This window comes from Streptomyces sp. NPDC005017 (assembly GCF_042873115.1).
Taxonomy (GTDB): Bacteria; Actinomycetota; Actinomycetes; order Streptomycetales; family Streptomycetaceae; genus Streptomyces.
In genome coordinates, this window is record NZ_JBIALD010000004.1 from 274,891 (window position 1) to 293,036 (window position 18,146).

General features: G+C 73.8%; 14 protein-coding genes. 7 read left to right on the forward strand and 7 right to left on the reverse strand.

The features are described from left to right. Window positions 1–14: 14 nt before the first annotated feature. Complete coding sequence (locus ACFYR0_RS08460; protein WP_389323317.1) at window positions 15–2,822, reverse strand: ATP-binding protein; 2,808 nt, start codon at window positions 2,820–2,822, stop codon at window positions 15–17. Between the two features lie 99 nt (window positions 2,823–2,921). Here ACFYR0_RS08460 and ACFYR0_RS08465 point away from each other — a divergent pair, with 99 nt between their 5' ends. From ACFYR0_RS08465 to ACFYR0_RS08485, 5 genes are all read left to right on the forward strand, one after another. After that, on the forward strand, window positions 2,922–3,377 hold the full coding sequence (locus ACFYR0_RS08465; protein WP_389323320.1) for a pyridoxamine 5'-phosphate oxidase family protein: 456 nt from the start codon (window positions 2,922–2,924) through the stop codon (window positions 3,375–3,377). Window positions 3,378–3,620: 243 nt separating this feature from the next. Then, window positions 3,621–5,864, forward strand: a complete 2,244-nt coding sequence (locus ACFYR0_RS08470) for a glycoside hydrolase family 9 protein (protein ID WP_389323323.1) — start codon at window positions 3,621–3,623, stop codon at window positions 5,862–5,864. 98 nt (window positions 5,865–5,962) lie between these two features. Beyond that, a complete protein-coding gene (locus ACFYR0_RS08475) occupies window positions 5,963–6,208 on the forward strand; it encodes a hypothetical protein (RefSeq protein ID WP_386380065.1) in 246 nt (81 codons plus the stop codon). 3 nt (window positions 6,209–6,211) lie between these two features. After that, complete coding sequence (locus tag ACFYR0_RS08480; RefSeq protein WP_386380066.1) at window positions 6,212–6,589, forward strand: toxin Doc; 378 nt, start codon at window positions 6,212–6,214, stop codon at window positions 6,587–6,589. Between the two features lie 457 nt (window positions 6,590–7,046). Beyond that, complete coding sequence (locus ACFYR0_RS08485; protein WP_389323327.1) at window positions 7,047–8,660, forward strand: RICIN domain-containing protein; 1,614 nt, start codon at window positions 7,047–7,049, stop codon at window positions 8,658–8,660. Window positions 8,661–9,031: 371 nt separating this feature from the next. Here the strand turns inward: ACFYR0_RS08485 and ACFYR0_RS08490 are convergent, their stop codons facing one another. Next, window positions 9,032–9,553: a hypothetical protein gene (locus ACFYR0_RS08490; RefSeq protein ID WP_389323330.1), complete on the reverse strand. Its 522-nt coding sequence runs from the start codon at window positions 9,551–9,553 to the stop codon at window positions 9,032–9,034. 323 nt (window positions 9,554–9,876) lie between these two features. Here ACFYR0_RS08490 and ACFYR0_RS08495 point away from each other — a divergent pair, with 323 nt between their 5' ends. Then, window positions 9,877–10,311, forward strand: a complete 435-nt coding sequence (locus ACFYR0_RS08495) for a subtilase-type protease inhibitor (protein ID WP_389323333.1) — start codon at window positions 9,877–9,879, stop codon at window positions 10,309–10,311. 247 nt (window positions 10,312–10,558) lie between these two features. Next, window positions 10,559–11,086, forward strand: coding sequence for an SRPBCC family protein (locus ACFYR0_RS08500; protein WP_389323336.1), 528 nt, complete (start codon window positions 10,559–10,561; stop codon window positions 11,084–11,086). A gap of 28 nt (window positions 11,087–11,114) precedes the next feature. Here the strand turns inward: ACFYR0_RS08500 and ACFYR0_RS08505 are convergent, their stop codons facing one another. From ACFYR0_RS08505 to ACFYR0_RS08525, 5 genes are all read right to left on the reverse strand, one after another. Continuing rightward, entirely contained in the window at window positions 11,115–13,931 is a 2,817-nt protein-coding gene (locus ACFYR0_RS08505) for an NHLP bacteriocin export ABC transporter permease/ATPase subunit (RefSeq protein ID WP_389323339.1), read from the reverse strand. A gap of 1 nt (window position 13,932) precedes the next feature. Continuing rightward, on the reverse strand, window positions 13,933–16,128 hold the full coding sequence (locus tag ACFYR0_RS08510) for an NHLP family bacteriocin export ABC transporter peptidase/permease/ATPase subunit (protein WP_389323342.1): 2,196 nt from the start codon (window positions 16,126–16,128) through the stop codon (window positions 13,933–13,935). Further along, a complete protein-coding gene (locus ACFYR0_RS08515; protein WP_389323345.1) occupies window positions 16,125–16,931 on the reverse strand; it encodes an HlyD family efflux transporter periplasmic adaptor subunit in 807 nt (268 codons plus the stop codon). The genes ACFYR0_RS08510 and ACFYR0_RS08515 overlap by 4 nt, the downstream gene beginning before the upstream one ends. Window positions 16,932–17,046: 115 nt before the next feature. After that, window positions 17,047–17,262: a type A2 lantipeptide gene (locus ACFYR0_RS08520; RefSeq protein ID WP_389323348.1), complete on the reverse strand. Its 216-nt coding sequence runs from the start codon at window positions 17,260–17,262 to the stop codon at window positions 17,047–17,049. A gap of 457 nt (window positions 17,263–17,719) precedes the next feature. Further along, a complete protein-coding gene (locus ACFYR0_RS08525; RefSeq protein ID WP_389323351.1) occupies window positions 17,720–18,133 on the reverse strand; it encodes a PaaI family thioesterase in 414 nt (137 codons plus the stop codon). Between the last annotated feature and the right edge of the window lie 13 nt (window positions 18,134–18,146).

The following is an 18,146-nucleotide window of genomic DNA, read 5'->3' on the forward strand; positions in this document are numbered from 1 at the left end:
ACTCGTAGCGTGCCTCAGCCGACCGGGCCCGCGCCAGGGCCGAGACCGAGTCCGGCCAGCGCGGACCGCCCCGCGGCCGGATGCGTGCCCCCGGCGAGCAGCAGGGTGCGGGCCGCCTGGTAGGGGCTGCCGGCCGCCTCCAGCGCGGCCCCGGCGGCGAGCAGCCGGGGCAGGTCGCCGGTCAGCAGCGCCTCGGCCCGGTCGACCTGGGCGGTGACGACCGGGTTGCCCGCGACCGTGCCGCGCGCCGCGTCGATCCGGGCCCGCGCCGCGGGGTGTCCGGCCAGTACGGCGGCCTCCGCGCGCACGGCCACATACCAGTGCAGCCACACCCAGGACACCCACTTCCACACCTCCTCCGGCTCCGGGGCGACCCGCTCCAGGGCGGCGTCCGTGTCGCCCTCGTGCAGCAGGACGACGGCGTCGAGGACCGCGCCGTAGCCGTGCCGGTGCTCGGGGGCGTTGCCCGCGCGGCCGACGACGGCGAGCCAGGAGGAACGGGCGTCGTGGTCGCCGCGCAGACCGTGCACCGCCGCGACGGCCGCGGCGGCGGGCCCGAGGGAGAAGGACCGCGGCCGGCCGCTGCGCTCCCAGGCGTCCAGGAACCGCGCCCCGCCGGTGAGCACCTCCTCGCCGTGTCCGGCGAACGCGTCCGCGACCAGCAGCCACGACGTGGCGTGATGCCCCACCTCGGCGAGCAGCGGATGCTCCGCGAGCCGCCGTCCCCAGCGCCGGGCCTCGGGCAGCCGGCCCGTGCCCACGGCGGTCCCGGCGGCCATGGCGAGGGCGTCCATCAGCTCGTGCGCGGCGGCCGGGCCCGGCGGGGCCGAGGCCAGCACGTCGAGGCGCTGCCGCGCGGCGGACGCGGCGCCGAACGGGTCGCCGTCCCAGCTCCGGGCGCCGGACAGCGCGTCCAGCGCGGCCGACTCGGCCACCGGGTCGCCCGTGCGGCGGGCGAGCCGGACCGCCAGCCCGGCCTGCTCGACCGTCTCGCTCACGGTGTTGTCGGTGTCGCCCTGGACCGAACCGAACGCGTCCGTCACCACCGCGGCCACGGCCAGCTCCACGGCCGCCTCCGCCTCCGGATCGGCGCCGGACAGCTCACGCGCCCGCGTCAGCAGGGCCGTCACCTCGTCCCGCGGCGGGACCCGGGCGAACGTGCTGGAGAAGCGGTACGCGACGGTGGCGGCCGCCGCCAGATCGCGGCCCGCCCCCGCGGTGTCCCCGGCCGCCCGGGCTGCCTCGGCGGCGGCGCGCAGCAGCCGCAGCATGTCGTCGCCGAGCCTGCGGCACCCGGCGACCGCGGCGGCCTGCCGCAGCGCCTCGGCCCGCTCCCGTGCGCCGCCCGCGGTCCCCGCCTCGTCGCCGGTCAGCCCGGCCGCCTGCTCGTACCGTTCCTGCGCCTCGCCGAGCAGGGTCCGGGTGAAGGCGAGCCCGGCCAGGGAGAGGGCGAGGCGACGGGCCCCGGCGCGGTGCTCCGGGCGCGTGGCGGCCCAGGCGAGCGCGGAGCGCAGATCGTCCGCCACGGCGTCGAAGCGGGCCCGCCAGTCCGGTCCCTCGTCCTCCCCGAGCGCGGTCGCGGCGGCCAGGCACCAGGCCGTGTGCCGGGACCGGACCCCGTCGCGCTCCCCGGCCTCGTCGAGCCGGTGCCCGCCGTACTGCCGGATGGTCTCCAGCGCCTGGTAGCGGGTGCCGTCCCCGGCCGGCGTCACCACGAGCAGGCTCTGCTCGGCGAGCCGGGCCAGTCCTTCGGCGACCCGGGCCCGCTCCAGCGGGGCGAAGCCGGCCACCTCCGCCGCCGCGTCCGCCGTGAACGGCACCACGAACACCGACACCCGGCGCAGCAGCGCCCGGTCCTCGGGCGCCAGCAGCTCGTGACTCCAGTCCAGCACCGCCCGCACCGACCGGTGCCGGTCGTCGGCCCGGGAACCGCCGGACAGGACGCGCAACTGGTCCGAGAGACCGGCCGTGAGCCCGTCGAGACCGAGCGAGGGCAGCCGGGCCGCCGCCAGCTCGATGGCCAGTGCCATGCCGCCGAGCCGGTCGCACAGGGCCACGACCCGCTCCTGTTGCGCCGGGTCGGGCGACAGACCGACCGCCGCCGCCCGCTCCAGGAACAGCGCGACCGCGTCCGACCCGCCGCCGTCCCGGGACAGCGGCGGCACCGGGAAGACCCGCTCGAACGGCACCGTCAGCCGGGCCCGCGAGGTCAGCAGCACCCGCAGCCGCGGACAGGCCGCCAGCAGCCGTTCCACGAAGGGCGCCACGCCCTCGCGCACCTGCTCGCAGTTGTCCAGCACGAGCAGTGCCCGCCGGTCCTCGAGCGCCGCCGCGGCCGCCTCGTCGATGCCGCGTCCGGGCTGCTCGCCCACGCCGAGGGCGGCTGCGACGGCCGCGCCCACCCGGGCGGGATCGGTCACCGGGACCAGGTCGACGAACCACACCCCGTCCGCGAACTCGCCGCCCAGGTCCGCCGCCACCGCCAGCGCCAGCCGTGTCTTGCCCACCCCGCCCGGACCCACGGCGGTCACCTGGCGGTGCGCCCTCAGCGCCGCGGCCAACTCCGCGCGCTCGCGCGTCCGTCCGACGAACGCGGTCAGCGGCGCGGGCAGGGCGGGCGCCGTGAGCGACCGCCGCTCACCCGCCCGACGGGACAGCGCCCTGCGGTCCGGCAGCTCCAACTTCCGCAGCAGCGAGGAGACATGGGACTCGACGGTACGCACGGAGATGAACAGCCGCGCGGCGATCTCGGCGTTGCTCAGATGTTCCCCGAGCAGCGTGAGGACTTCGGCTTCCCGGGCGGAGACGGCAGGCGTGGACATTCGATCATTATCCGTTGCGTCTTTCCGTGGTCGCCACGGAGGCGACAACGCCCCTTGCGAGGACAGGCTTTGAGCACGAGCCCGGCCCGAGGAGGACCCATGAGCGACACCGCACCCCGCCCCCGTGACCAGCGCCGCCGCGACACCGAGCACCGCCTCGCCCACGACGTCGACGTCTGGGTGGCGACCGCCTCCGCGGACGGAGTGCCGCACCTGGTCCCGCTGTCCTTCGACTGGGACGGCGAGGCGCTGCTGCTCGCCACCCCGGCCGACAGCCCCACCGGCACCAACCTGGCCACCGCAGGGATCGCCCGGCTGAGCCTGGGTCACACCCGCGACGTGTCCATGATCGAGGGAGAGGCCGAGGTGCTGCCCCTCGACGCCCTGCCGTCCGAGCGGGGCGACCGCTTCGCCGCCCGGACCGGCTTCGACCCCCGCACCCTGACCACGCCGTACCGCTGGTTCCGGGTCACCCCGCGCCGGGTGCAGGCCTGGCGGGAGGTCGAGGAGATGACCGGCCGTGAGCTGATGCGCGACGGCCGCTGGCTGGTCTGAGCGGCGGGAGGCCGGGGCGGCGAGGTTCCGGGACGGCGGGGCGCCGTCCGGGCGCCGGGGCGGCGGACGCGATGACGCGTCGTCCCCCGGCCCGGGCGGGGCAGTACCGACGCCTCGTCGTGTCCGCACGGTTGACGGGGTGTCATGCCAGCCACAAGCATGTGCCCGACCGTACTTTTGGGAGCGCTCCCATCGCTGCCGAGCCCCACCGCACCTCCTCGACGTGACTCAAGGAGCCGAGCCGTGATCCGACGCAGAACAGCCCTGTTGCCCCTCACCGCGCTGCTGGCCACCGCCCTCACCGCCCTGCCCGCGCCGTCCGCCGCGGCCGAGGAGGCCGAACAGCTCAGGAACGGCACCTTCGACACCGCGACCGAGCCCTGGTGGGCCTCGGCCGGCGTGGCTGCGGGACTGTCGGACGGACGCCTGTGCGCCGACGTGCCCGGCGGCACCGCCAACCCCTGGGACGCGGCCGTCGGCCAGAACGACGTGACCCTGGTGAAGGGCGAGACCTACCGGTTCTCCTTCAGCGCCACCGGCACCCCCGAGGGCCATGCCGTGCGCGCGATCGTGGGACGGTCGACCGCGCCGTACGACACCTGGTTCGAGGTGACGCCGCAGCTGAGCGTCTCCGGGAACTCCTACGCGTACACCTTCACCTCGCCCGTGGACACCCCGCAGGCGCAGGTCGCCTTCCAGGTCGGCGGCGGCGCGGAGCCCTGGCGGTTCTGCATGGACGACGTCTCGCTGCTGGGCGGCGTACCGCCGGAGGTGTACGAGCCGGACACCGGGCCGCGGGTGCGGGTGAACCAGGCCGGCTATCTGCCGGCCGGGCCCAAGAACGCCACGCTCGTCACCGGCGCGACCACGCGGCTGCCCTGGGAGCTCAAGGACGCCGCAGGAGCGGTCGTGGCGCGCGGCTGGACCGTGCCGCGCGGGACGGACGCCTCCTCCGGGCAGAACGTCCACTCGATCGACTTCGGCGCCTACCGCAGGGCGGGCAGCGACCTCACCCTCGTCGCCGACGGCGAGGCCAGCCGCCCCTTCGGCCTGGGCACGGCCGCCTACCGCCGGCTGCGGACGGACGCGCTGAAGTACTACTACACCCAGCGCAGCGGCATCGAGATCCGCGACGACCTGCGCCCCGGCTACGCCCGCCCGGCCGGACACGTCGGCATCGCACCGAACCAGGGCGACACCGCCGTGCCCTGCCAGCCCGGCGTGTGCGACTACACCCTCGACGTCACGGGCGGCTGGTACGACGCCGGCGACCACGGCAAGTACGTCGTCAACGGCGGCATCTCCACCTGGGAGCTGCTGAGCACCTACGAACGCGCCGGGCTGGCCCGCACCGGCGAGCGGGCACCCCTCGGCGACGGCTCGCTCACCGTCCCCGAGAGCGGCAACAAGGTTCCCGACATCCTCGACGAGGCGCGCTGGGAACTGGAGTTCCTGCTGAAGATGCAGGTGCCGGACGGGCAGCCGCTGGCCGGCATGGCCCACCACAAGATCCACGACGAGCAGTGGACGGGCCTGCCGCTGATGCCGCACGCCGACCCGCAGAAGCGCGAACTGCACCCGCCCTCCACCGCCGCGACCCTCAACCTCGCCGCGACCGCTGCCCAGGCGGCGCGCCTGTACAAGCCCTACGACGCGCGCTTCGCGGCCGAGGCCCTGTCGGCCGCGCGCAAGGCCTGGGCCGCCGCGCTCGCGCACCCCGACCGCTACGCCTCCGAGAGCGACGGCGTCGGCGGCGGCACCTACGCCGACCCGAACGTCACCGACGAGTTCTACTGGGCGGCGGCGGAGCTCTATCTCAGCACCGGCGAGAAGCAGTTCGCCGACCACGTCCTCGCCTCGCCCGTGCACACCGCCGACCTGTTCGGCCCGCTCGGCTTCGACTGGGCCCGCACCGGGGCGGCCGGCCGCCTGGACCTGGCGCTCGTGCCGAGCGGGCTGCCCGGCCGCGACAAGGTGCGCCAGTCGGTGGTGCGGGGCGCCGACCGCTATCTGGCCACCCTCCGGGCACATCCGTACGGCATGCCGTACGCCCCGGACGGCAACGCCTACGACTGGGGCTCCAACCACCAGGTCCTCAACAACGCGGTCGTACTGGCCACCGCGTACGACCTCACCGGCGCGGCCAGGTACCGTGACGGCGCGCTCCAGGCCATGGACTACGTCCTCGGCCGCAACGCGCTGAACCTGTCGTACGTGACCGGCTACGGCGAGGTCAGCTCCCACAACCAGCACGCCCGTTGGTACGCCCGGCAGCTCGACGCGAGCCAGCCGAGTCCGCCGCGCGGCACCCTCGCGGGCGGGCCCAACTCCAGCATCCAGGACCCGTTCGCGCAGAGCAGGCTCCAGGGCTGCGTCGGCCAGTTCTGCTACATCGACGACATCCAGTCGTGGTCGACGAACGAGCACACCGTCAACTGGAACGCGGCCCTGGCCCGGATGGCGTCCTTCGTCGCCGACCAGACCTGACCGGACAGCCCCTGCCGCACACCCCGCACGGTACCGTCTCGGAACGCTTCTGACCTGGTTCTATTTACGGTCGAGTACCCGAGCGGTACCGTGTCGTCATGCCAGCCCTCAATGTGGAGTTCAGCGAGCGCGAGCTGGAGGACCTGCGGCAGATCGCCAAGGAGCGCGGTACGTCGATGAAGGCCCTCGTCCGTGAGGCCGCCGCGGCCGACATCGCCCGGCACCGCGCGCTCAAGGAGGGGGCGGAGGCGTTCCGCCGCTTCTTCTCCTCCCACGCCGACGAGTTCGCCGCGGCCTTCCCCGAGGACGAGGTGCCCGCCGGGGGCGCGCGGCGGGGCGTCTGAGTCATGACGCCCGTCGTCCACATCGACGTGCCCTGGCTGCTCCAGCGCCACGAGGAAGTGCTGCCCGAGCAGCCCACGATCAACGACTTCTCCGCGCTGGTCGCCGCCGTCGCCCGGCACCGGGTGGACCCGCCCCGACTGGGCGTCGACTCCGACCCCGCCTGGCGCGCCGCCGCCCTGCTGCACACCATCGCCCTGCTCAAGCCGCTGCCGGCGGCCAACGCGCGCTTCGCCTGCGCGACCGCGGTCGCCTACATGTTCGTCAGCGGCGTCGGCATCGACCCGCCGTACGGGACGCTGGTCGACCTCGCCCGCGATCTGATCGACGGCAAGACGGACGTCTACGGCGCCGCCGACCGGCTGCGTTCGTGGCAGATATGAGGAGCCGGGCGCCTTCTGCGGCGGTGGACCGCCGGTCCCGTGGAGGCCACCGCTCCCGGCCGGTCGCTCGGGGCCGCAGGCCGAGGGCGGGAGAAACGGGGCCGGCGGCCGTTTCGCGCGGGAGAGCCGCCGTCCCGCGCGGGGCCTGCCGAGCAGGCCGGTACCCAGTCCACCCCCCGGCCCCGGGGGCCGGGAGCGTGCGCGGCCGGCCGGCGTGTGCGTGCCTTTCACACGGGGCGCTCGGAATGGCGAAAAGCAGTGCGATTCGGTGAGCGTATGCCGTACGTAAGTCCTGGGGAAAACGCGTCCTGACTTCCTTTCAGTGATACGGATGTTCCCCAAGTGCCTTGTTGGCCCTGAGTTCGCTGTGCAAGGGTGAAGCGCCCGGTGTCCGGGCTCTTTTTCAGTCGGCCGAACTCCTCGTGCGTCGCATACGCGTGGGAAGGAATCCGTTTCAGTGCCACCCACCCCCCACCCTCCCCGTCCGCCCTACCCGCCGCCCGGCGCGTTTCCCGGAGAATCCGACGAGTCGCTCGCCGGACGTCTGCGGGGCAGCCCGGACGACGACGTCTCCCGTTCCACCGCCCTGCTGATCGCGCGACACTGGCGACCCGCGTACGAGTACGCGGCCATCTGTCTCGCGGACTCGGGGCCGGCCGCCGCCATGGTCACCGGCGCGGCCGTCCATCAGCTCCTCGACCGTCTGACGCTCGGCGAACCCGGTGTCGTCCTGCGCCCCCGGCTGCTCGTCGCCGTACGGGACACCGTGCGGCTGTGGGCCACCGAGGAACGGATATCCGCCGTTCTGCCGGGGCTTCGCAAACCCGCCGGAGGCCGCGGCATGCGCACGGCCTCGCCGGGGCCGCCGGAAAACCGCCGGCTCACCGAACGCGCATTCTTGTCCCTGCCGCCGGTCGACCAGTGCCTGCTGTGGCACACCGAGGTCGAGGCGGAAGCCGTCGGCGTTCCCGCGGCGCTGCTCGGCATGGACGCCGAAGCCGCCGCGACCGCCGTCGAACAGGCGCGTGAAAAACTCCGGGAGGGATTGGTCCGTACCCATCGTGAACTCTCCCCGACAAACGAATGCCGTTTCCACAACCGTCTTCTGGACATCCCGATCCGGCGCGGCGGGTCGTTGCTCCCGGATGTGCGCAGGCATCTCGCGGAGTGCCGCTACTGCCGTGCGGCGGCGGAGCAGCTGAGCCATTTCGAGGGCGGCCTGGGCGTTCTGCTCGCCGAGGCCGTGCTCGGCTGGGGCGCCCACCGCTACGTCGAGTCCCGCCCGGGGCGCGGCCGTCAGGTGCCCCGGCGGCGCGACGCCACCCGGCACGGCGCCGGCCGGACCCGCTCCGGGGCCGCCCGGCACCGGGTGCTGTCCCGCGCGCAGGGCCCAGGCGGCCGCCGCGCGGCTCCCGGTGACGGGCGCTCACCGCGCGCCCTGCTCACCGGGGTCGGGCTCGCGTCCGCGGGCATCCTGGCGATCCTGCTCGGGGCCGGGCTGTGGGGGAGCGGCGGCGGCACCGAGCCGATGGCCTCCACCGGCGCGAGCGGCAGCGATCCGTCGGGCGACGGTTCCCCGGACCCGTCGGGCGCGCCCACCTCGCCCGACAGCGCGGGTCTCTCCGCGCCCGGCCGCTCCGGTCTGCTCAACGCGGGCGCGGGGCTCTGCCTCGACATCGAGGGAGAGGCGCGGGCGGGCGCCGGGGTCGGGCTGGCGGACTGCTCCACCGCCAGCACCCAGCTGTGGTCCTACGCCGCGGACGGGCTGCTGCGCAGTGTGGCGGAGCCGGGGCTGTGCCTGGACTCGCACATGGACGCGGGCGTGGCCATCCTCGCGGTCTGCGCCGACCGCGGCTCTCTGCGCGGGGACGACGTCCGTTACGAGCTCACCGACGCGGGTGAGTTCGTGCCGCTCTGGGACAAGCGGCTGGCGTTGGCCGCGACGACCGGTGACGCGGGTGCCGACATCGTCGTCAAGGTCCGTGACGGCTCGCCGGCCCAGCGGTGGCTTCCGGCTCCTCGTCAGGCTCCCGCCACGGCGTCGGTCCGCTCGGCGGGGATGGCGCGCTGACGCACGGTCCTGCGGGGCGCGGGGTTTGTGCGTGCCCGGCGTCGGGCCTGGTGTTCGTGGCCTGGTGCCGGGCCGGTGCGTGGCTGGTCGCGCAGTTCCCCGCGCCCCTTGGGGCGGTGGTGTTGACGGCGTCTTCGGGGTGCGGGGTTGCATGTTCTGCTCGCGGCGGGTCGTTGTGCGGGGTTTGGTGTTCGTGGCCTGGTGTTCGTGGCCTGGTGCCGGGTTCGTGGGTGGCTGGTCGCGCAGTTCCCCGCGCCCCTTGGGGCGGTGGTGTTGACGGCGTCTTCGGGGTCCGGTTCCCCAGGCCCCTGACCGTGGTGGCGGTGCTGGCGTCTTCTCGGTGAGGTTCCCCGCGCTCCTGGGGTGGCGTCTCAGGGGGTGTCCGGGCCTCGGTCGCGGACTTGCTGGACGTGTTCCAGGGAGTCGCGGAGTTCTGTGAGCCAGTCGTCGGTGTGGCGGCGGACCAGGCGTACGCACCAGGCGAGGGCGTCGCTGCGGCTGCGGGCCACGCCAGCGGCTACCAGCGTGTCGAGCACCTGACGTTCGCTCTGCCGCAGGCGTGTCATCACCGGTACGGCGAGGTGCGTGAACAGCACCCGCTCCTCCCCACACTCCACACCCCAGGCCACCTTCCGGCGGAACCGGTGCTCCGCCTCCCGGGCGACCGCCATCCGGTCCTCCCTGGTGCGCTCCCGGAACTCCTCGATACGGCCCTGGACGGCGGCCTCCCGCTCCGCGGGCGAGGCGTCCTCGCCCAGCCGGGGTTCCGGGACCCGCCCGATGACGGTGATCTCCTCGCGGTCGACCGATACCTCGGTCAGCTCCTCGAAGAGGCCGTCGGGCAGACGGCCGGCGAACCAGCCGCGCAGTTCCTCGTGCTGCTTCGTAATCATGTAATGACGATTACTCGCGACTTCCATGAACACAAGGGGTCCCGGAGGAGTCTTTCGGGGATGGATCCGGAATGTTTCCAGCCGATTACCTAGAGTGAAAAAGCCGGTCATTCGGCCACTCCAGATGATCATCGAGCGGACGAATCGGGGTTTGGAACGGTCGATTCCGTGACTTCGCGCCACTGTTTCAACACGCAAGGTTACCGAAACCCATGGGGTCGATGTGTCATCCGGCCGCGTCCCCGGCAGAGTGGCGACCGCCGGTTCGAGCCCGAACCCGGGACCCGTCCGGCATCTCCGAATCGAGCGGAAGGATGCACACAATGCGGAACACCGCGCGCTGGGCAGCAGTCCTCGGCCTCACCGCCGGCGCCCTCGCCGGACCCCTGACCGGGGCCGGCCAAGCCTCCCCCGGCAGCGCACCTGCGTCGCTGTACGCCCCGTCGGCCCTCGTGCTGACGGTGGGCCACGGCGAGACGGCGCTCGGCGTCACCCCGGAAAGGGCCGTCACGCTCACCTGCGCCCCGACGGCTTCCGGCACCCATCCGGCGGCCGCCCCGGCCTGCTCCGACCTGCGCGCGGCAGGTGGCGACCTCAGCGCGCTGCGGAGCATCGAGGGCGTGATGTGTACCCGGCAATGGGACCCGGTGGTGATCACCGTGGACGGCGTCTGGCAAGGAAAGCGCGTCTCCTACGAGCGCACCTTCGCCAACGACTGCGTGAAGGCCTCCTACGGCTCGGGAGTCTTCGCGTTCTAGACCGGGGACCGCACGGAACGCGTGACACGCGACCGGACCCGCGGATGGGGAGTGCGGGCACGGGAGCGGGATTCCTTGCGGTACCCGCACCGGGGACCGGCCGGGCGGAGTGGGGCCGCCCGGCCGGACCCCGGCTTTCGTCGTTCCACGACAGCCGCACCCCCCGCCCGGACGGGCGGGGGGTGTAGGCATGCCGCCTTCGCGGGAGGTATGGGGGCACAGCACGGCTCCTAAGGAGTGATCCAGCATGCCCGCCGATCTCACCGGAAGCTTCCTCGCCCTGGACGACGGCCGCCCGGCCGTCGTCCTCGGCCGCGTCTACGCCCGTCCCGCCGACCGCGTCTGGTCCCTGCTGACCGACCCCGGCGAGCTCGCCCGGTGGTTCCCCTCCCGGGCCGAGTTCGAGCTGCGGCCCGGCGGCACGGCCCGGTTCGTCGGCGACCCGGACCAGCCCGACTCCACCGGCCTCGTCCTGGCCGCCGACCCGCCCCGCCGGCTGGCCTTCGAATGGGGCGGCGACGAGATCCGCCTCGACCTCGAGGAACAGGACGACGGCCGCACCCGGCTCACCCTCACGGACGTACTCGCCGATCCGGAGGCAGCTGCGCGCAACGCGGCGGGCTGGGAGGTCTGCCTGACCGCGCTGGACGCCCTCGCCCGCGACGAGACCCCCGCCGGCCCGCCCGCCGGAACGGGCGCCGTGTGGCGCGAGGCCTACGACGGCTACATCGAGGCCGGGTTCCCCTCCGGCGCCCCCGTTCCCGGACTGGACTGACCCGTCCGGACCAGTGGCGGCGGCCCCGTCAGGCCAGCTGCCGCCGCACCAGCTCGTGCAGCCGCCCGCCCGGGTCCGCGAGCAGCAGCGCGGGCGGCCCCTGCTGGACGACCCTGCCGTTCTCCATCACGATCACCCGGTCCGCGTCCAGCACCGTCGACAGCCGGTGCGCGATCACCACACGGGTGGCGTCGAGCGCTTTGGTCGACTCCATCACCCGCCGCTGGGTCTCGTTGTCGAGCGCGCTGGTGGCCTCGTCGAAGAAGAGGATGCGCGGGCGGCGGATCAGCGCCTGGGCGATCATCAGCCGCTGGCGCTGGCCGCCCGACACCGAACCCCCCGCCGACACGATCGTGTGCAGGCCCATCGGCATCCTCCGGATGTCCTCCGCCAGACCCGCCAGCTCGGCCGCCGCCATCGCCTCCTCCGGCGTATACGGCTCGGTGCCGCAGATGACGTCCAGGACCGAGCCGGTGAACGGCTGCGCGTGCTGGAGCACCACCCCGCACTGGCGCCGCACCGCCGACGTGTCCAGCGCCGCCAGGTCCTGGCCGTCGTACAGCACACCGCCCGAGACCGGACGGTCGAAGCCGATCAGCAGCCGCAGCAGCGTCGACTTGCCGCAGCCGCTGGGGCCGACCACCGCCACGAACTCGCCCGGCCGCACCTCGAAGGACACGTCGTCCAGGACCAGCGGCCCGTCGTCGGAGTAGCGGAACGACAGCCGCCGTGCCTCCAGCGCCCCGGACAGCCGGCCCGGCCGGGTGCTCGCCGTCCGCACCTCGGGCGCGGCGGCCAGCACCGGCTCGATCTCCTCGAACAGCGGCAGCGCCGCCACCACCGACACGAACGCGCCCGTCAGCTGGGTCACCGAGGTCAGCAGCATGGTCACCGCGGTGTGGAACGCGAGGAAGTCGGCCGCCGGCATGGCCCCGCGCGCCGGCCCCGCCAGCAGCATGAACATCAGCAGCGAGCAGAGCGGCAGATACACCGCGCCCAGCACCGCCGAGAGGTTCCTGATCCGCCCCACCCGCTGCTGAAGCTCCCGCCCGCGCGCGAACTCGCCCGCCCAGGCGGCGTACGCGTAGTTCTCCGCGGCCGCCACCCGCAGCTTCGGCAGCCCGCGCAGGGTCTGGAAGGCCTGGTTGTTCAGCCGGTTGGTGAGCTTCACCAGCCGCCGCTGCCAGCGCACCTGCCACAGCCCGAGGCCGAGGAAGACGGCGGCCACCGACACCAGTATCCCGACCGCGGCCAGAGCCATCGGCACGCTGTAGTACAGCAGCAGCGCCAGGTTCATCGCGCCGACCGCGGCCGACTGCGCGACCGTCGGCCCGACGCCCGCCAGCAGCCGGCGGATCGCGCTCACACCCATCGCCGCACTGGCCAGCTCGCCGGTGGAGCGCCCCGCGAAGAACTCCGTCGGCAGCCGCAGCAGCCGGTCCCACACGGCGGGCTGGAGCGTGGCCTCGACCCGCCCCTCCAGCCGCAGGATCGTCAGGTTCTGCACCAGCGTGAACGCGGCCGCGACCACACTGCTCACCATCACCGCGAGGCACACCTGGCCGATCAGCCCGGCCTGCGCCCTCGGCACGTACTCGCCCAGCACCTTGCCCGTCGCCACCGGCACAAGGGCGCCGATCGCCACCGTCACCAGACCGGCCAGCACCAGCCCCGCCACATCGCCCCGCGTGCCGCGCAGGACGAACCGGGCCAGCCCGAGCGGGCCGAGCCGGCGCTCGGGCAGCGGACGGTAGAGCATCACCGCGCGCGGCTCGAACCCGGCCGCGTTGGCCTTCTCCACCGGAGTCTCGCGCCCGGTGGCCGGCTGCACCGCGACATAGCCGCCGCGCCGCCACAGCAACGCCACCGGCGCCCCCGACAGGGCACGCCGGCCCACCAGCGGGCCCACGTCGTCACGCCACCAGCGCCCTTGCAGCCGTACCGCCCGGACACGCACCCGCGAGGCCAGGGCGATGCGCTCGACCGGGTCCAGGCGCTCGCTCTCGGTGCCGCCGTGAGCGGGCTCCGCCAGCGCGATCCCGGCCGCGTCCGCGACCAGCTTGCAGGCGGCGTACGTCGCGTCGGCGTCGGCGGCCGTCCGGCGGTGCGCCGAGCCCTTGCCGATGGCCGCCAGCAGCGTGCGGTCGGCCTGCGCGCGCACCGCCTCACCGGCCCTGATCCCGGCGGCCGTCCGGGTCTCGTGCGTGTGCTCCAACTGCTCGATCCAGCGGTCCAGCGTGGTCAGCAGCCGGTACTGCTGCTCGACCATGCTCTGCCACAGCGCCGGATCCACCAGCAGATCCGCCGCCGCCTCCGCGCCGTACAGCGAGCCGTACCGCACACCGCCCGGCGGCACCGGCATCCAGAACACGTCGTCGTCGGTCGTGGCCGCCGCCGGATCCGCGGCCATGGGCGCCTGGAACAGCACGGACAGCCCCCGTCCCACGCCGAGCGCGAGCGCGTGCTCCAGCGGACTCGCCGCCGGCGGCACATACCGAGGGTTGCCCCACTCGTCGTACGTCCAGCCGTCGGTGGGGGCCGGCTCGTACAGCTCCCGCAGCGCGATCCGGTGCACCGCGCAGTCGCGCGACGGCCGTGCGACCAGGGTGTGCCGGGCGCCCGTCACGGGGCCGAGCAGCAGCGCGCCCGGCTCCAGCCGGCCCACATGGTGCCAGTGGCCCTGGTGCGCGGCGTCCACCGCGAACAGGTCCAGCGCGCCGGACGCGACCAGCCACAGCACCTGCGGGCCTTCCAGGTCCAGGGTGCCGTGGCCCGCGCGGTCGAGCCGGGTCCCCGTCCCGCCCAGCGCGGTCAGCACCAGATCGCCCTCGTGTACGGCCGTCATCTCACCGCTCCCCGACCAGCGCGGCGTACGCCCCGCCGCGCGACACCAGTTCCTCGTGCCGGCCGCGTTCGACGACCGCCCCGTGCTGGAGGACGACGATCTCGTCGCTGTCCCGCACGGTGCTCAGCCGGTGCGCGATCACCACGCACGCGCAGCCGCGCCGCCGCAGGTTGTCCATCACCACCTGCTCGGTCTCCGCGTCCAGCGCGCTGGTCACCTCGTCCAGCACGAGGATGCTCGGCCGACGCACCAACGCCCGCGCGATCTCCAGGCGTTGACGCTGGCCGCCGGAGAAGTTCCGGCCGTCCTGGCCGACCCGGCCGTGGATGCCCCCGGGCCGGCGCGCCACCACGTCGTACAGCGCCGCGTCCTTCAGCGCCTCCACCACCGCCTCGTCCGGGATCGACGGGTCCCACAGCGCCACGTTGTCCCGCACACTGCCCTCGAACAGGAACACCTCCTGGTCGACGAAGGACACCGAGGCCGCCAGCGCCCCGCGCGGAATGTCCTCCAGGCGCCGCCCGTCGATCCGGATCACGCCGTCCCACGGCGTGTACAGCCCCGCGATCAGCCGCGACACCGTCGACTTCCCGCTGCCCGAGCCGCCCACCAGCGCCACCTGCCGCCCCGGGCCCACCGTCAGGTCGAACCCGGTCAGCAGCGGCTTGTCCAGCGGGCTGTAGCCGAACGTGATGTTCTCCAGCTCCACATGCCCCTGGAGCCGCCGCGTCGACTCACCGCCGCCGCGCGTGTACAGCGGGTCGGCGCGGAAGTTCTCCACGTCCTTCAGCCGCGCCACGTCCGCCGCGAAGTCCTGGATGCGCCCGACCACGCCGTTGAGCCGGGACAGCGGAGCGGTGAAGCGGGTCACCAGTGCCTGGAACGCCACCACCAGCCCCACGGACATGTGCCCCTCCACGGCCCGCAGTCCGCCGATCCACAGGATCAGCGCGCTGTTGACCGTCGCCAGCGCCGGAGCCACCACACCCAGCCACGCCCCCGGCACCCCGAGCCGCTGCTGCTCCTCCAGCGTGGTGGCGTGCTGCCCCGCCCACTTGCGGAAGTAGCCGTCCTCCCCGCCGGTGGCCTTCATCGTCTCGATCAACTGGAGCCCGGTGTAAGCGGTGTTGGTCAGCCGTGCGCTGTCCGCCCGCAGCTTCGCGGTCCGCGTCGCGCGCAGCCGTACGGTGATCCGCAGCGCGAGGACGTTCAGCAGGGCCACACCGATGCCGACGAACGTCAGCTGGGGGTCGTAGGTGTAGAGGAGAAGCGCGTACAGCACCACGACCACCGCGTCCACACCGGCCGCCGCCAGGTCACGGGCCAGGGTCTCGGCGACCGCGTCGTTGGACTGCAGACGCTGCACCAGGTCGGCCGGGCTGCGCTGGGCGAAGAAGGTGACCGGCAGCCGCAGCAGATGCCGCAGGAAGCGGGCGCTGGACAGGGTCGAGGAGATGATGCGGCCGTGATGGAGGTTCGCCTGCTGGAGCCAGGTCAGCACGACCGTGAGCAGCACACAGGCGCCCATCGCGGCGAACAGCACGCCCAGCAGCGAGGTCTGACCACCAATCAGGAACGTGTCGATGTAGGTACGGCTGAGCGCGGGCACCGCCGCGCCGACCAGCACCAGCAGCAGGCTCGCCAGCACGGCGGCGGGCAGGGTGCCCGCGGTGCCGCGCAGCCGGGCGGGCATCGCGCCCCACACACCCGGCCGGCGCCCGCCGCGGGTGAAGTCCTCCCCGGGCTCCATCACCAGCACGACACCGGTGAAGCTGCCGTCGAACTCCTCGACCGGCACGAAACGGCGTCCCTTGCCGGGGTCGTTGACGAACACACCGCGGCGGCCGAAGCGGCGGCCCATGCCGTCGTAGACGACGTAGTGGTTGAACTCCCAGAACAGGATCGCCGGCCCCCGCACGCCCGCGAGCGCGGCCAGGTCCATCTGCATGCCCCTGGCGGTCAGGCCGTAACCACGGGCCGCCTTCAGCAGGTTGGAGGCGCGCGAGCCGTCGCGGGAGACACCGCAGGCGATGCGCAGCTCCTCCAGCGGGACGTGCCGGCCGTGATGGCCCAGGACCATCGCCAGGGCGGCGGCTCCGCACTCGACGGCCTCCATCTGGAGCACGGTCGGGGTGCGCACGGCCTTCACCCGGGTCCTGGGAACGGTGGTGGCGGCGCGGCGCCGGGTGGCGGTCACGGCAGCAGCCAGTCGACGGGGCGCTGATCGGCCAGGTGGATGGAGCCGTCCGCCAGGGTCATGGACACCAGGGGGTGCGGCGGGCCGTCGGAGGTGGACCAGCGGTAGCCGCTGCGGGTGTCCGGCGCCCGGTCCAGGCGCACCAGGACCGCCACCGGGCGTCCGTCGCGGGTGAGTTGCCCACCGAGCTGGGAGTCCCCGAGGAACGCGCCGATCTGCCGCGCCGACTGCGGGGTGGCGTCCACCGACTGCACATGGCCGCGCAGCACGCCGTAGCTCTGCGCCGGGACCGTCTGCACGGTCAGGTCCACGACGGCGTCCACGGGGATCGACGCGGCGTTCCTCGCGGGCACGTAGACCGTCGCGTACAGCGGTGCGCCGGCGTCCGTGACCTTCTCCACCGCGGCGAGGTCGGCGCCGGTCGCGACGATCTGTCCGACGGAGGCGGCGAGCGCGGTCACCCGGCCCGCGGAGACGGCCCGCACGACGCTCTCGCCCTCGGCGGTACGGACCCGCAGAACCGGTGCGTCGGCGGGAAGTTGCTCGCCCTGCTCGGCGAGGACCGCGGTGACCTGGCCGGCGACCGGGCTCTGGAGGACGTAGCTGCCCCGGCCGTGGGTGAGCACGGCGGGCGCGCTCACGGTGGTGGACACCGAGCCCGTCACCGTCCACACGGACGCGGCCGCCATCGCGACCAGTGTCACGGACAGCACGAGCCAGCCCTGCGGGCGGGCCAGCCGCACCGGAAGGTCCAGCTCCTCCGGTGACTGGAGCTTGGCGAGGGCCTGTTGGCGGAACTGCACGGATCTTCCTCACCCGGGGATGCGCGTCGGGACGGTCGTTCGGACAGCACGGAGTCCCGGGGCCGGTCGCCCGGCCCCGGGACTCGGGAGCACTGTCAGGTGTGCTCGGACGCGGTCAGAGACCGGCGACCAGGCCCGTGATCGGGGCGGTGTTCAGGCCGGTGGCACCCTCGACGGTGCCGACGGCGGTGTTGACCAGGCCGGAGACCGGGGCGATGCCGTCCACCAGGCCGGTGACGGTGCCGAGCGAGTTCACGTGCAGGCCGCCGGAGACGTTGTCGAGGTCGGCGTCGGCGATCTCGACGGTCTCGACCCGGGGGGTGGAGTTCATGATGGAACATCCCTTCATATGGATACGTCACAAGGGGGAGAGCGGCCCCCTCTGTGCAACAGACGAGCGGCCGCGGTGCGATGGATAAAAGCACGCTCCCGCCTCGCCGTTCCAATCACCCAACCCCCTCACCTGGGCAAATGAACCCGGGGAGCGCCTCATTGGTGCAGGCGCGCGCACGGCTTGGTGCCGAGTTCTTCACAATGCGCGCGGCATCGGGGAGCGGGGTCCGGAATCCGGGTCCGGTGAATTCCGGCACTCCCGCCGTAAAAGGCGAAACCGGCCCCCGGCGCTTGTGTGGATCCACTGTGCGCCGTGGGCCGGTTGGGCATTCGGTGTGCAGATTCCCTGAAGCCGGGATTCCGCCCGGTGTGGTGACTGTGCGTCTCGGCGTGTTCGCCGTGCGTGCCCTGGGTGCCGTGGGTCGGCCGGGCGGGGGGTGGAGCAGCGCCGCGGGTCAGCCCAGCAGGGCGTAGACCGTGCTCGCCTTCGCGGCCAGCTCTCCGCTCGCCGCGTCCGTCATCGCGATCTCGGCGAACGCCGTCCGGCGGCCCAGCTTGGTCAGCACCGCCTCGACCAGGACGTCCGATCCGGTCACCGCGCGCTGGAAGGACGTCGACTGCTGGACCGTCGTCATCGGCACGAACCCGCCGCGCGCCGCCGACACCGCGATCACCGTCGCCGTGTCCGCCGCCGCCATCAGCGCCTGCCCGGACAGCGCCCCGCCCTCCCGGGCCAGGGTCGAGGACCAGGGCAGCCGGAGCACGGCGCGCTGGTCGCCCAATGCCTCGACGGTGAGGCCGAGTTCCAGCACCCAGGAAGCGAAGTTGGCGGAGAGGATCTTGTCGGCATCGGCCGTGGTCATCGTCATAACGGGGATTGTG